Source organism: Bacillus sp. TH13 (assembly GCF_016651175.1).
In the GTDB taxonomy this organism is placed as follows: domain Bacteria; phylum Bacillota; class Bacilli; order Bacillales; family Bacillaceae_G; genus Bacillus_A; species Bacillus_A thuringiensis_S.
In genome coordinates, this window is the sequence record NZ_JAEKEJ010000025.1 from 639,343 (window position 1) to 651,276 (window position 11,934).

Below are 11,934 nucleotides of genomic sequence, written 5' to 3' on the forward strand. Positions count from 1 at the left end.
TTTAACTCCTTCTCACATTTTCAATAGAATACCATCTATCATAACGAGAGAATGGAACTTCATGCAATATTTATTTTCACATTGGAATATGATAGTTTAAATGATATAATCCACATAAATATTCAGAAGACAAGAAGAGATTCAGGTGTTATTAACACTTGTATTTGCTACCTTTTTAAATTCAAAATCCGTTATGAATTGAGGTTTATATATTGATTGACGTACCCTTTTTACAAAATGTCACATTAAAAAAAGAAACTATCCCTAGTTTTTCCGCATATCCTTACTGCTTACCCGCTATCCGAACATTACAATCACTAGCTTTCCATCCAAATGTAACATTCATTATTGGAGAAAACGGAACAGGTAAATCAACATTACTTGAAGGAATTGCAATTGCGTTAGGTTTTAATGCAGAAGGTGGAACGAAGAATTTCCGCTTTAGCACAAACGATTCACATTCATCTTTACATGAATACCTTCGAATCTCAAAAAGTTTCAATACACCAAACGACGGTTTCTTTCTTCGCGCTGAATCATTTTATAACGTTGCTTCTTATATTGATGAAATAGATGCTATAAAATCTTACGGCGGCGTTTCACTACACGAACAATCTCACGGCGAATCATTCTTTTCCTTATTTATGAACCGTTTTTCAGGAAAAGGTTTATACATTTTAGATGAGCCTGAGGCAGCTTTATCACCGATGAGACAACTTTCCATGCTCATTCGAATGCATGAGCTAGCTGAACAAGGTTCACAATTTGTTATCGCGACGCATTCTCCTATTTTAATGGCTTATCCTGAATCCACTATATACTCTTTAACACAAGAGGGAATTCACGAATCCACATTAGAAGAAACTGAGCATTACCAAACGACGAAACTTTTCTTTGAAAATCGCGATCGATTATTCCATCATCTATTTGAGTCGTAAAAAAAGAAGCAGCAATAGCTGCTTCTTTTTTATAGTGCTTCTATAAATAAGGCAACCCCGATACCGCCACCGACGCATAAAGAGGCAATTCCTTTTTCTAACCCACGTCTTTTTAATTCGTGAATTAAACTTACTGTAATACGAGCCCCTGTACAACCAATTGGATGCCCAAGTCCTACGCCACTACCGTTTACGTTCACTTTTTCACGGTCTAAACCTAACTCTTTCTCTACAGCTAAATATTGAGCTGCGAAAGCTTCATTAATTTCAAGTAAATCTGCATCTTCTAATGACCAATCTACTTTTTCTAAACCTTTACGAATTGCTGGTGCTGGCCCAATACCCATAATTTTTGGATCTACCCCAGCTACTGAATATCCAACAATTCTAGCTAACGGTTGTAAGCCTTTTTCTTTCGCTTTTTCTTCGCTCATTAATACTAGAACTGCACTTCCGTCATTCAGGCCAGATGCATTTCCTGCAGTTACTGATCCGTCTTTACGGAACGCTGGTTTTAATCCTGCTAATTTTTCAGCTGTAATATCTGCACGTGGATGTTCATCCTTCGAAAATACTATTTCTTTTCTACGTTCTTTTATCGTAATAGGAACAATTTGATCGTCAAAGTATCCAGACTCAATTGCTTGCAGTGCCAATGTATGACTGCGAAGAGCAACTTCATCTTGTTCCTCTCTTGTAATTTCATATTGTTCAACTAAATTTTCCGCTGTTTCACCCATCATAATATGGTGAATCGGATCTTCTAACACTTCCCACACCGTGTCACGAATTTCTCCGTGCTGTAGACGTTGTCCCCAGCGGTGCTGTTTCAATGCATAAGGGCTCGAACTCATCGCTTCTACTCCACCTGCAACAACAACATCACTTACACCTAATTGGATTTGCATTGCAGCTGACATAATTGCTTGCATACCTGAAGAACATTGACGTTGGATTGTATATCCCGTAACTGTGTCAGGAAATCCTGCCGCTAATGCAGCTGTTCTCGCCGTATTTGCTTCATCAGTTCTTTGAATACAATGACCTAAAATTACTTCATCAACTTCATTTGGTTCTACCCCGCCTCGTTTTACAGCTTCCTGAAGTACAGGAACAGCTAATTCTACTGGCGTTACATTTTTTAGCGCTCCTCCAAAAGTTCCAATTGGCGAACGAACTGCAGCTGTAATAACAACATTATGCATTTTGTACTTGCCCCTCTCTTATGTACCCTAGTAAGTTTTTAGGTGAAATTCCATAAGATGTATATCTATAACTATCATACTATAAACATACTAAAAAATCAAAATATTTAATATAATAAAAATAGAAGGAATTAACCTTCTATTCTGTTAGCACATATAAAAACTTTTGTAAAATTTTCTCTGTCGTTTCATTCAATTTTGGCAACTTATCAACCGGAAAATATTGGAGTTTGAGCCCTTCATGATCGAGCTTCAATTCCCCGCTCACATGATGTGCCTGATACAGATGAATGACATTGAAAATTTCATCGCCATTCGGATAACGGAAATATACTTCTTTTCCTGATAAAACACCAAGAAATTGCATTATTTTTGCAGTTAATCCCGTTTCCTCAAATAACTCTCTACGTGCAGTTTCTTCTGTCGTTTCGCCCAGTTCCATCGCCCCACCAGGTACACCCCAATCATATGTATCTGAACGATATTGAAGCAATACTTCTTGATTATCATTTAATATAATGATTGCTGATCCTACGAGAATAAGCGGCCTTGTACCAACGACTTTGCGTAACTCTTCAATATACCCCATATGTAAATTCCCCTTTCCCTAACCTCCCTTATCATAACAAAATTTTTCTCTTTTTGTTCATGTAATTTTAAAGAAAAAAAGGAAGCTTTCGCCTCCTTTTTTTCACCTTTATTTCTTAAAACTTTCATATTTTACAGCTTCAAAAGCTTCCTCAATTTCATCATTACGATAATGGACATATGTAAAACGACCTAATTCTACTAATCTTGCTATTTCCTGTAACACTTTATGTTGCTCATATGTTTCTTTCAGCTTAATATGTACATAAAACTTCATTAAAGGATGTTCATATAAAGGTTCTCCCACCTCTACATATACATCTTCAACCCCTTGTACAACTCTTACATAACTCGCAAATTGATAAAGTGCTTCTCTGTCTGAAACGATTTTTAATGTATACATATATTCTCCCCCTTTCCTTTACTATATCAAAAAGACGGCCACACCATGTTATAGAACTATGAAATTTTTTCGACTTGTCATCTATATATTCAATAAAGAAGGCGTTTATCCATACATAGCATCTTTTTCCCACATATATTATAGGAAGAATTTTTTATTTGAGGTGTTCCTTATGGATCCATACGTCAATATATGTATTTGCATTACTCCAGGCGCCGATATTTCTGATGACCGTATCGCAAAAGATTTAGCTGTTGCAGAATCAATTTGGCACCCTATTACATTTCAAATTCAAGAAGTCATTGTATTAAATGAACTTTTCCGTTTTTCTGACCGTGAAATCAGTTATAAAAATTCCATTCAAAGTCAAGAAAAGTTGGCATCCTTTTTCCAAGCATGTGTAAATGAAGCTCCTGAATGCGACCTTTATATTTGTTATATTGGCAGTAATTATTTCAAAGAAACAGCAGTAATTGCCTGCGCTTATTCTTTAGCAAAACAACAGCAACTTACTGGCTATATCGTTTTAACAAATTCGGCTGCTCCTATGAAAAATATATATACGCTCGCTCACGAAATTGGTCATATTTTATTTACAAGACGTGTTCATGGAAAACTTACTCATGCAGATCCTCATTCTCCAACCGGCTCGGAGCACCACCCTTCTCCAACAAATCTTATGTATCCGATAGTCCCTCGTCCAGAAAACATTCATATTCATTCCTTATTAACGGAAGAACAAAAAGCGCTCTCTTTACAAAGCTCTTTATTACAAAGAAAAAAACAGTAACCCTCATGTTACTGTTTAAAACAACTTATTCCAATCAACAAACCAAATCCCGGCTGCTAGAAATAAAAATAGACAACTAAATATAAATGTAATCCCTCTAAAAATCCCTATATAATATTTCTTTGGAAATAATTTTTGGTATATCCAGAGCAGCCGCTTTTTATTGAATTTCTAGTTCACACTTTTTCTTTCTTCAATTTTTAAAGACCATTTCATTAATCCATATATACTTCCATACATAAGTAAGACCTTTGCAATTCCCCAAAATACATTACTTTCTTCTAAGTCTTTAAATATGAACATAATTGCAAGAGGAACAATTAGCACCAAAACACCCATCCAGCCAAGAACATATACTTCACCAATAAGAAGTAATAAAAAGATAATTGCTGCTAATATATATGTTTGCATTGTCGACAATTGTAATATAGGCGTCCCATACCATTTATTCATAAACATCAATAACACCAATAATAAAATAGGAACCATTACTATTACATAAATAATTCCAAATTCTACTAATTTGCTTTTGAAAGAAGACATTCTAAATGCAACAATTGTTCCAATAATCGTAATGATTAAAACGATAGGATAACCGATTAACTGTACATTTGTTAACTTAAATTGTTGATTCGGACTTTCAAATAAAATATTTGTAAGTAACCAATATCCACCTATCCCAATTATCATTCCTAAAATAGTCTTTATGCTCCCGCTTTTATCCTTCTCCATCTCTTTCGCTAATTCTTCCGCATACTCTTTTGGTGAGTCACCAAATATGTCACTTACTGTCTTTCCCTTTTTTTCACCTTCTATTAAATGAAGCTCTGCATCTTCTAGAAAAGCGTCCACATCTTCTTCTTTAATCCCTTTTGTTATTAAATATACTTTCGTATCGATTAAAAACTTTTCACCTTCTTTAGAAATCTTCATTATAACCCCTCCCTTATTTAACCATTTCTCTTCTATTCGTCTTCATCATAATTTCAACGAAAATTAAAATAAATAAACTTCCGTATAAACATATAAATTGAATTAGCATTGGCATAAGATCTTCCGATGTAAATGTTTTAAACACTAACATAATTGAAAGTGGAATGATTAAATATAAGTTTTTAAACCATCCTTCAAAATATATATTTATAGCTACTGTGATGATAAAAATCCCACCAGCTACTATATAACCTTGCACTTCGGTGAATGTGAGCGTTTTTGTCGGATAGATCACGTCTAATATCGTAACAGCTCCTAATAAAAACATTGGAGCAATCATAACTAAAGACCACATAGAAAACCATGTTTTTGTAAAACTTGTTACGAAGGCCATTTTACGAAGTAGAAAATTAGGACCTATAACAACTAAAATCAATGAAAAACTATAACCGATACACTGAATAAGTGAAATCTGTAACATTCCATGATTCACTATTAAGATAGAAGCAATAATCCAAAATGATACGATATTCATTACTGTAAAACCAATTTGCTTCCACGTCTCCTGTCTATCTCTTTCCATCACTTTTACAAGTTCATTTGCATATTCTTTCGGTGAGCTTCCAAAAATATCTTCTACGCTCTTGCCCTCACTCTCACCTTCTATTAAATGCAACTCTGCATCTTCTAAAAAGTTTTCAATATCACTTTCTTTTACACTCTTTGCCGTCAAAAATAATCTCATATCTAATAAAAACTTTCGTGCTTCTCTTGATAGCATTATTTTTTTCTCCCCTTCCCTACTAGTAGACGCTCTACACTACTTTGCATCGCTTCCCAGCGATCCATAAATTCATTAAGTGCTTCCTCGCCTTTTTCTGTTAATGTATAATATTTTCGCTTTGGGCCAGATGGAGATTCCTTCATTACACTTGTTATTAATCCTTCCTTTTGTATTCGTATTAATAACGGATAAATACTTCCCTCACTCGCCATTGTAAAGCCATACTTCGCTAGCTTTTCACTCATTTCATAACCGTATATTTCACCTTCAGAAATAATAGCAAGTAAGCATCCTTCTAAAATCCCTTTCAACATTTGACTTGTTGACATAACTCAAATCCTCCTAACAATATTTTTCCAAATCTTTGCAGGATTTTTATTATCCCCTCTCTAAATAGAGCAATATGAGAACTTTATTACGAAGGGATGTTTTTCATCATGGTTACAAATCGAGTTGTCTTTTTAACAGGTGCTGCGAGTGGTATTGGATATGAAATGGGAAGTGCTTTTGCAAAAGAAGGTGCAAAAGTTGTGATTACTGATCGTCTTGAAGAACGTGCGAAAGAAGCTGCTGAACAATTACAAAATGAAGGTTTTCAAGCTATCGGTTTAAAATGTGACGTTACATCTGAAGAGGAAATTACAGCAGCAATTTCTCAAACAGTTGATCATTTCGGTTCATTAGATATATTAATTAACAACGCAGGAATGCAACACGTTTCACCCATTGAAGACTTTCCAACTGAAAAGTTCGAGCTGCTAATTCAAATTATGCAAATTGCTCCGTTTATCGCAACTAAGCATGCCTTTCCGATTATGAAACAACAAAAATATGGTCGTATTATTAATGTCGCTTCTATTAACGGCCTGGTTGGGTTTGCTGGAAAAGCTGCCTATAATAGTGCAAAACATGGCGTAATTGGATTAACAAAAGTTGCCGCTTTAGAAGGTGCTACGCATGGTATTACTGTTAATGCCCTTTGCCCTGGTTATGTCGATACCCCTCTTGTACGTAATCAACTACAAAACTTAGCTACTACAAGAAATGTACCACTTGAAAATGTTTTAGAAGATGTCATTTATCCACTTGTACCACAGAAGCGTTTGCTACAAGTACAAGAAATCGCTGATTATGCTATGTTTTTAGCGAGCGAAAAAGCGAAAGGTATAACTGGTCAAGCTGTCGTTATCGATGGTGGTTATACTGCTCAATAAAAAATAAAGTTTGCTCACGAAGAGCAAACTTTATTTTTTATCGCGAGGATCTTCGTACTTTAGTAATTGCCGCGGGAGCTTCTCAATTGCAACAATTACCCCCTCTAATTTACTTTCAATACGGTGGAGTAAATATAATGTTACAACAATTGGAAACCCTACATTACCTATCATCTTGATCCACTCTTCCATCCCCTTCTCCTCCTTTCATTATATAAGTAAGAGAAAACAATGCATTTAGGCATAAAAAAACAAGCTATTATGTATTAGCCTGTTTTTCAAATAATGATGCAATTTCTCGTTTATAATCCCCGCTTATAATACCTTTCTCAGTAATAATTCCTGTAATTAATTCGTTCGGTGTTACGTCAAATGCAGGGTTATAAACGTTCGTTCCAATTGGTGCTACTTGTTTTCCAAAGATTTTCGTAACTTCTGTTTCATCTCTTTCTTCAATAATTATCTCGGCTCCATTTTCTTTCCTAACATCAAATGTTGACAGTGGCGCAGCAACATAAAATGGGATATCAAAGTGCTTTGCTAAAATAGCTAAATTCATTGTCCCTATTTTATTTGCCGTATCTCCATTTGCGACAATTCGATCCGCCCCTACAATAATTGCATTTATTTCTTTCGTTTGAATAGCATGAGCTGCAGTATTATCTGTAATAAGGGTCACATCAATATTTGCTTGCTTCAATTCCCACGTCGTTAAGCGACCACCTTGTAAAACTGGTCTCGTTTCACACGCATATGCATGTAAACGCACACCTTTCTCTTTTCCAATATAAAAGGGAGCTAATGCAGTTCCATATCTGGCAGTTGCGATACTTCCAGCGTTACAGATTGTTAAAATATTATCGCCATCTTTAAAACATGTTAACGCATATTCCCCAATATTTCGGCACACCTCTTCATCTTCCTGCTGAATGCGAAGCGCTTCTTCTTCTAATGTTTTTTGTGCTTCTTTTATTGTAGTAATCTCTCGAATAGATTCTCTCATACGATCAATTGCCCAAAATAAATTGACTGCTGTCGGGCGTGACGTTCCTAAATAATTACAATCTCTATTAAACTTCTTTTGAAATTCTTCAATATGTACAGTGTTATATTTTTTTGATGCAAGCGCCAAGCCAAATGCAGCTACAATTCCAATTGCAGGCGCTCCTCGTACTTCTAACATTACGATGCTTTTCCAAACCTCTTCAATAGTCGTCAATGTTTTATATTCTGTGCTATGCGGCAATTTCGTTTGATTTAATACCGCAATTGCATCACCTTTCCAACTTACAGATATCGGAACAGTAACAATTGTACTCATGCTTTTATGCCTCCTGAAACTGTCTGTTGAAATAACGTTCGAAACAGTTGAATATCAGCACTTTTAGATTCATATTTTATTAGTTCTTTACCTAAGGATAGCGCTTGTTTCTTAGCTTGAATTCTTGTTTCTTTATTTTCTATTTCATCTAAATCTGCTACATGAGCTAAACCAATTGTTCTACGAATCAGTTCACATCCAGCAAATCCAACAGCATCAGTAAAGATATTTTGCAAAATAATTGGTAACCATTGTTTTTCTTTCGTATATGCTTCTACACCTTCTCCAATCCATAACTTTGTAAAAGTCTCTACAAAATAACTCCACGTCTTTTCTATATGGAAAAATAATACACTTCTTTTTTCTTCTTCTCTAGATAAAGCATTTAATAATAGATTTGCAATAAATTGACCTATGTCAAATCCAAATGGGCCATAGGTCGCAAATTCTGGATCAATCACTTTCGTTTCAGAAGGTGACGAAAAAATACTACCAGTATGTAAATCACCATGAATAAGAGTTTCTTTTCTTGTTAAGAACTTATATTTATATTGTGCTACTTTTAGTTTTAAAGTTTTATCACTCCAAAGTTCATCAACCACGAGCTGTAAATCTGGCTCATAATCATTTGTATCATAATGTCCAAACGGATCTGTAAACACTAAATCCTCTGTAATTTTACAAAGATCCGGATTTACAAAGGTACCTTCTAGTACCCTCTTCTCTTCTGATTGTAAACCAAAATCTGAAGTGTAAAATAAAACATGTGCTAGAAAACGGCCGATATGCTGGGATAAAAGCGGATATTCTTCTCCGTCTATTAATCCTTTTCTTGTAATTGTTAGTCTTGATAAGTCTTCTATTACCGTTATCGCTAACTCTTCATCATGACTGTACACTACCGGAACATAATCCGGTACATACTGCGCAAAAATTTGCAGTGCCTTGCTTTCAATCGTTGCTCTTTTTATAGACAACGGCCAACTTTCACCAACTACTTTCGCATAAGGCAGTGCTTGTTTTATTATAATGGATTTCTCTCCATCATCTAATTTGAACACGTAATTTAAGTTTCCATCTCCGATTTCATGACAAATGACATTTGCCTTCGCCTCAAAATAGCCATTCTCTTTCGCATATTGTACAGCTGTTATTTCTGTTAATGAATAATATCCCATCGTCTTCTCCCCCTTTTTAAATTCAGAGGTTTTTCTAACACAGAAAAACCTCTTTCCACTAAGAAAGAGGTTTGAAGTTTATCTTCTCCCCTCTTATCTGCCAGAAAGTTTTACTTTCTGCTGGAATTAGCACCGTGCCTTTTGGCGTAATAAACGCCCCATTTCACAATGGTATTACGGTCGGTTGCTGGGCTTCATCGGGCCAAATCCCTCCACCTGCTCTTGATAAGAGTTGTATAATTTTTTGAATTTTTAACTTTATGTTGAAGACTATACCAAGAATAAAAATCACTTGTCAACATTTTATTTGTATAATTCTGGACGGCGATCCGCAAAAACTGGAATTCCTTTACGTACTTCTTTAATTTTCTCGAATACAAGCTCTCCAAATAAAATTGATTCTTCTTCATTCGCTTCTACAACAACTTCGCCCCAAGGATCGACAATTAAAGAATGACCGGCAAACTCATTATTCGGATCCTTTCCTGCCCTATTACAGGCAACAACATAACACTGATTTTCAACTGCTCTTGCTTGCAATAGCAAACGCCAATGTGCTAAACGAACTAATGGCCATTCTGCTACAACAAATAAAACTTTTGAACCTTTCGCAGTATGAACGCGCATCCACTCTGGAAAACGAATGTCATAACAAATTGTGCCGGCGCACTCTATATCATCTAACTTAAATTCACCTGTACTATTTCCTGCGATTAAATATTTATGTTCATCCATAAGCTGAAATAAATGCACTTTACTATATTCATTGACTAGTTCTCCTTCCTTGTCTACCACATACATTGTATTTGTAACACCTTGCTCTGTTTGCTTCGCTATGGAACCACCAACAATATGTACACCATATTGTTTCGACCATTCTTTCAACTTTTCTTTCGTTTCCAATCCATCCCTATCTGCAATTTCAGAAAGTCTTGTTAAATCATATCCTGTTGTCCATAATTCTGGTAAGACAATAACATCCGGTCTCTCCTTCATCGCTTCGCTTATTTTATTTTTAGCATTCTCAATATTTTTTTCTACATCTCCAAAAACAATATCCATTTGAATACATGCGACTTTCATTTTTTCAGCCCCATTCTTATTTTTCTCTTTACAAAATACTGGAAAGATTATATCATTTGTCACTAGAATTGTAACAACTTTCAAAAGAGGTGGAAAGTATGAAATTATTTCAACCTTCTGAGATAGTAACATCATTGCCAACACAATTTTTCGCTTCACTTGTTGCAAAAGTTAACAAAGTCGTTGCAGCTGGTCATGATGTTATTAATCTAGGTCAAGGTAATCCAGATCAACCAACACCGCAGCATATCGTAAAAGCTTTACAAGATGCTGCAGAAAAGACCATTCATCATAAATATCCGCCATTTCGCGGACATGAAAGTTTAAAAGAAGCCGTGGCAACATTCTATCAACGTGAATATGATGTAGTAGTAAATCCGAAAACTGAAGTTGCTATATTGTTTGGTGGAAAGGCTGGATTAGTAGAATTACCAGTTTGTTTTACAAACCCTGGTGATACGATTCTCGTTCCAGATCCAGGCTATCCAGATTATTTATCAGGAGTTGCTTTAGCCAAAGCACAATTTGAAACAATGCCGCTTATTGCAGAAAATAACTTTTTACCAGATTATACAAAAATTAATAACTCTATTGCCGAGCGTGCAAAATTAATGTTTTTAAACTATCCAAATAATCCTACAGGTGCTACTGCATCAAAAGATTTTTTTGATGCAACTATTCATTTTGCTAATAAACATAATATATTAGTCGTTCATGATTTTGCTTACGGCGCTATCGGATTTGATGGTCAAAAACCTGTTAGTTTCTTGCAAGCAGACGGTGCTAAAAATACAGGTATTGAAATTTACACTCTATCGAAAACTTTCAATATGGCTGGATGGCGTATTGCTTTTGCAGTAGGGAATGAAAGTGTCATTGAAACCATTAACTTATTACAAGATCATATGTATGTTAGTATTTTTGGTGCAGTTCAAGATGCTGCCCGCGAAGCACTATTAAGTTCACAGTCTTGCGTAATAGACCTTGTAAATAGTTACGAATCTCGACGAAACGCTCTTATTTCGGCTTGTCAATCAATTGGTTGGAATGTAGACATTCCAACAGGGTCATTCTTTGCATGGCTTCCTGTTCCAAAAGGATATACCTCTGAGCAATTTGCTGATATTTTACTAGAAAAAGCACATGTTGCAGTTGCTCCTGGTGTTGGATTTGGTGAACATGGCGAAGGGTATGTCCGTGTTGGTCTCTTGCATACAGAAGATAGATTACGAGAAGCCATTAATCGAATTGATAAATTAAATTTTTTCAAAAAGTAATTGACAACATGAAAAATATCTGACAAAATTCAGTTATCTTAAAAATTTAAACATTTCTAAATACTTCTTATCAAGAGCAGGTGGAGGGACGAGCCCGACGAAACCCGGCAACCGATCTACAATTGTAGACACGGTGCTAATTCTCGCAGCATTACGCTGACAGATAAGGAGCTGGTTGTAAAAAAACCTCTCCTTAGCTGAGAGGTTTTTTTATTTAACT

14 protein-coding genes, 1 pseudogene and 2 riboswitches are annotated in these 11,934 nt (G+C 35.4%); of the genes and pseudogenes, 4 read left to right on the forward strand and 11 right to left on the reverse strand.

Going from position 1 to position 11,934, the window contains the following annotated elements; genetic code table 11:
• Positions 1 to 212 precede the first annotated feature (212 nt).
• Complete coding sequence (locus JFU02_RS11430) at positions 213 to 938, forward strand: AAA family ATPase (protein ID WP_000568014.1); 726 nt, start codon at positions 213 to 215, stop codon at positions 936 to 938.
• Positions 939 to 967: 29 nt separating this feature from the next.
• Here JFU02_RS11430 and JFU02_RS11435 read toward each other — a convergent pair whose 3' ends face one another.
• The 3 genes from JFU02_RS11435 to JFU02_RS11445 all read right to left on the reverse strand — a co-directional run bounded on the left by JFU02_RS11435 (position 968) and on the right by JFU02_RS11445 (position 3,134).
• Positions 968 to 2,143: an acetyl-CoA C-acetyltransferase gene (locus JFU02_RS11435; RefSeq protein ID WP_201071058.1), complete on the reverse strand. Its 1,176-nt coding sequence runs from the start codon at positions 2,141 to 2,143 to the stop codon at positions 968 to 970.
• A gap of 139 nt (positions 2,144 to 2,282) precedes the next feature.
• Positions 2,283 to 2,732: an NUDIX hydrolase gene (locus tag JFU02_RS11440; protein ID WP_201071062.1), complete on the reverse strand. Its 450-nt coding sequence runs from the start codon at positions 2,730 to 2,732 to the stop codon at positions 2,283 to 2,285.
• 108 nt (positions 2,733 to 2,840) lie between these two features.
• On the reverse strand, positions 2,841 to 3,134 hold the full coding sequence (locus tag JFU02_RS11445) for a DUF3928 family protein (protein ID WP_000288331.1): 294 nt from the start codon (positions 3,132 to 3,134) through the stop codon (positions 2,841 to 2,843).
• 172 nt (positions 3,135 to 3,306) lie between these two features.
• On the opposite strand from JFU02_RS11445, the gene JFU02_RS11450 reads away from it, so the two are divergent.
• Positions 3,307 to 3,924 (forward strand): ImmA/IrrE family metallo-endopeptidase, encoded by a 618-nt coding sequence (locus JFU02_RS11450; RefSeq protein ID WP_000371614.1) that lies wholly within the window; start codon positions 3,307 to 3,309, stop codon positions 3,922 to 3,924.
• Positions 3,925 to 3,939: 15 nt separating this feature from the next.
• Here the strand turns inward: JFU02_RS11450 and JFU02_RS11455 are convergent.
• The 4 genes and pseudogenes from JFU02_RS11455 to JFU02_RS11470 form a co-directional block, all read right to left on the reverse strand.
• Positions 3,940 to 4,083, reverse strand: a pseudogene (locus JFU02_RS11455) (DNA-binding protein); the annotation flags it as partial.
• A 12-nt stretch (positions 4,084 to 4,095) separates the two neighbouring features.
• Positions 4,096 to 4,857, reverse strand: a complete 762-nt coding sequence (locus JFU02_RS11460) for a DUF1129 domain-containing protein (RefSeq protein ID WP_061666341.1) — start codon at positions 4,855 to 4,857, stop codon at positions 4,096 to 4,098.
• A gap of 13 nt (positions 4,858 to 4,870) precedes the next feature.
• The gene (locus JFU02_RS11465) at positions 4,871 to 5,638 is read right to left on the reverse strand and encodes a DUF1129 domain-containing protein (protein ID WP_000952331.1); all 768 of its coding nucleotides are present in this window, start codon (positions 5,636 to 5,638) and stop codon (positions 4,871 to 4,873) included.
• Positions 5,638 to 5,970 carry a PadR family transcriptional regulator gene (locus JFU02_RS11470; protein WP_201071066.1) on the reverse strand — a complete coding sequence of 111 codons (333 nt, stop codon included), beginning with the start codon at positions 5,968 to 5,970 and terminating at the stop codon, positions 5,638 to 5,640. Before JFU02_RS11470 ends, JFU02_RS11465 begins: the two co-directional genes overlap by 1 nt.
• A gap of 108 nt (positions 5,971 to 6,078) precedes the next feature.
• Here JFU02_RS11470 and JFU02_RS11475 point away from each other — a divergent pair, with 108 nt between their 5' ends.
• Positions 6,079 to 6,855, forward strand: coding sequence for a 3-hydroxybutyrate dehydrogenase (locus JFU02_RS11475; RefSeq protein ID WP_000258449.1), 777 nt, complete (start codon positions 6,079 to 6,081; stop codon positions 6,853 to 6,855).
• 30 nt (positions 6,856 to 6,885) lie between these two features.
• Here JFU02_RS11475 and JFU02_RS11480 read toward each other — a convergent pair whose 3' ends face one another.
• From JFU02_RS11480 to JFU02_RS11495, 4 genes are all read right to left on the reverse strand, one after another.
• Complete coding sequence (locus JFU02_RS11480; RefSeq protein ID WP_000393336.1) at positions 6,886 to 7,047, reverse strand: YvrJ family protein; 162 nt, start codon at positions 7,045 to 7,047, stop codon at positions 6,886 to 6,888.
• Between the two features lie 67 nt (positions 7,048 to 7,114).
• A complete protein-coding gene (gene mtnA / locus JFU02_RS11485) occupies positions 7,115 to 8,176 on the reverse strand; it encodes an S-methyl-5-thioribose-1-phosphate isomerase (protein WP_061666340.1) in 1,062 nt (353 codons plus the stop codon).
• Positions 8,173 to 9,354 (reverse strand): S-methyl-5-thioribose kinase, encoded by a 1,182-nt coding sequence (gene mtnK, locus JFU02_RS11490; RefSeq protein WP_000542690.1) that lies wholly within the window; start codon positions 9,352 to 9,354, stop codon positions 8,173 to 8,175. The genes mtnA and mtnK overlap by 4 nt, the downstream gene beginning before the upstream one ends.
• 90 nt (positions 9,355 to 9,444) lie before the next feature.
• Positions 9,445 to 9,586: riboswitch (SAM riboswitch) on the reverse strand.
• A 71-nt stretch (positions 9,587 to 9,657) separates the two neighbouring features.
• Positions 9,658 to 10,521 (reverse strand): carbon-nitrogen family hydrolase, encoded by an 864-nt coding sequence (locus JFU02_RS11495; RefSeq protein WP_061666431.1) that lies wholly within the window; start codon positions 10,519 to 10,521, stop codon positions 9,658 to 9,660.
• A 14-nt stretch (positions 10,522 to 10,535) separates the two neighbouring features.
• Here JFU02_RS11495 and JFU02_RS11500 point away from each other — a divergent pair, with 14 nt between their 5' ends.
• Complete coding sequence (locus tag JFU02_RS11500; protein ID WP_000765531.1) at positions 10,536 to 11,714, forward strand: pyridoxal phosphate-dependent aminotransferase; 1,179 nt, start codon at positions 10,536 to 10,538, stop codon at positions 11,712 to 11,714.
• Between the two features lie 64 nt (positions 11,715 to 11,778).
• Positions 11,779 to 11,884: riboswitch (SAM riboswitch) on the forward strand.
• Positions 11,885 to 11,934 lie beyond the last annotated feature (50 nt).

Excerpts from the sequence above, each read along its gene's own strand:
- JFU02_RS11435 (WP_201071058.1), bottom strand. The coding sequence starts at position 2,143 with ATGCATAATGTTGTTATTACAGCTGCAGTTCGTTCGCCAATTGGAACT.
- JFU02_RS11465 (WP_000952331.1), bottom strand. The coding sequence starts at position 5,638 with ATGCTATCAAGAGAAGCACGAAAGTTTTTATTAGATATGAGATTATTT.
- JFU02_RS11480 (WP_000393336.1), bottom strand. The coding sequence starts at position 7,047 with ATGGAAGAGTGGATCAAGATGATAGGTAATGTAGGGTTTCCAATTGTT.
- mtnA (WP_061666340.1), bottom strand. The coding sequence starts at position 8,176 with ATGAGTACAATTGTTACTGTTCCGATATCTGTAAGTTGGAAAGGTGAT.
- JFU02_RS11450 (WP_000371614.1), top strand. The coding sequence starts at position 3,307 with ATGGATCCATACGTCAATATATGTATTTGCATTACTCCAGGCGCCGAT.
- JFU02_RS11470 (WP_201071066.1), bottom strand. The coding sequence starts at position 5,970 with ATGTCAACAAGTCAAATGTTGAAAGGGATTTTAGAAGGATGCTTACTT.
- JFU02_RS11460 (WP_061666341.1), bottom strand. The coding sequence starts at position 4,857 with ATGAAGATTTCTAAAGAAGGTGAAAAGTTTTTAATCGATACGAAAGTA.
- JFU02_RS11440 (WP_201071062.1), bottom strand. The coding sequence starts at position 2,732 with ATGGGGTATATTGAAGAGTTACGCAAAGTCGTTGGTACAAGGCCGCTT.
- JFU02_RS11475 (WP_000258449.1), top strand. The coding sequence starts at position 6,079 with ATGGTTACAAATCGAGTTGTCTTTTTAACAGGTGCTGCGAGTGGTATT.
- JFU02_RS11500 (WP_000765531.1), top strand. The coding sequence starts at position 10,536 with ATGAAATTATTTCAACCTTCTGAGATAGTAACATCATTGCCAACACAA.
- mtnK (WP_000542690.1), bottom strand. The coding sequence starts at position 9,354 with ATGGGATATTATTCATTAACAGAAATAACAGCTGTACAATATGCGAAA.
- JFU02_RS11445 (WP_000288331.1), bottom strand. The coding sequence starts at position 3,134 with ATGTATACATTAAAAATCGTTTCAGACAGAGAAGCACTTTATCAATTT.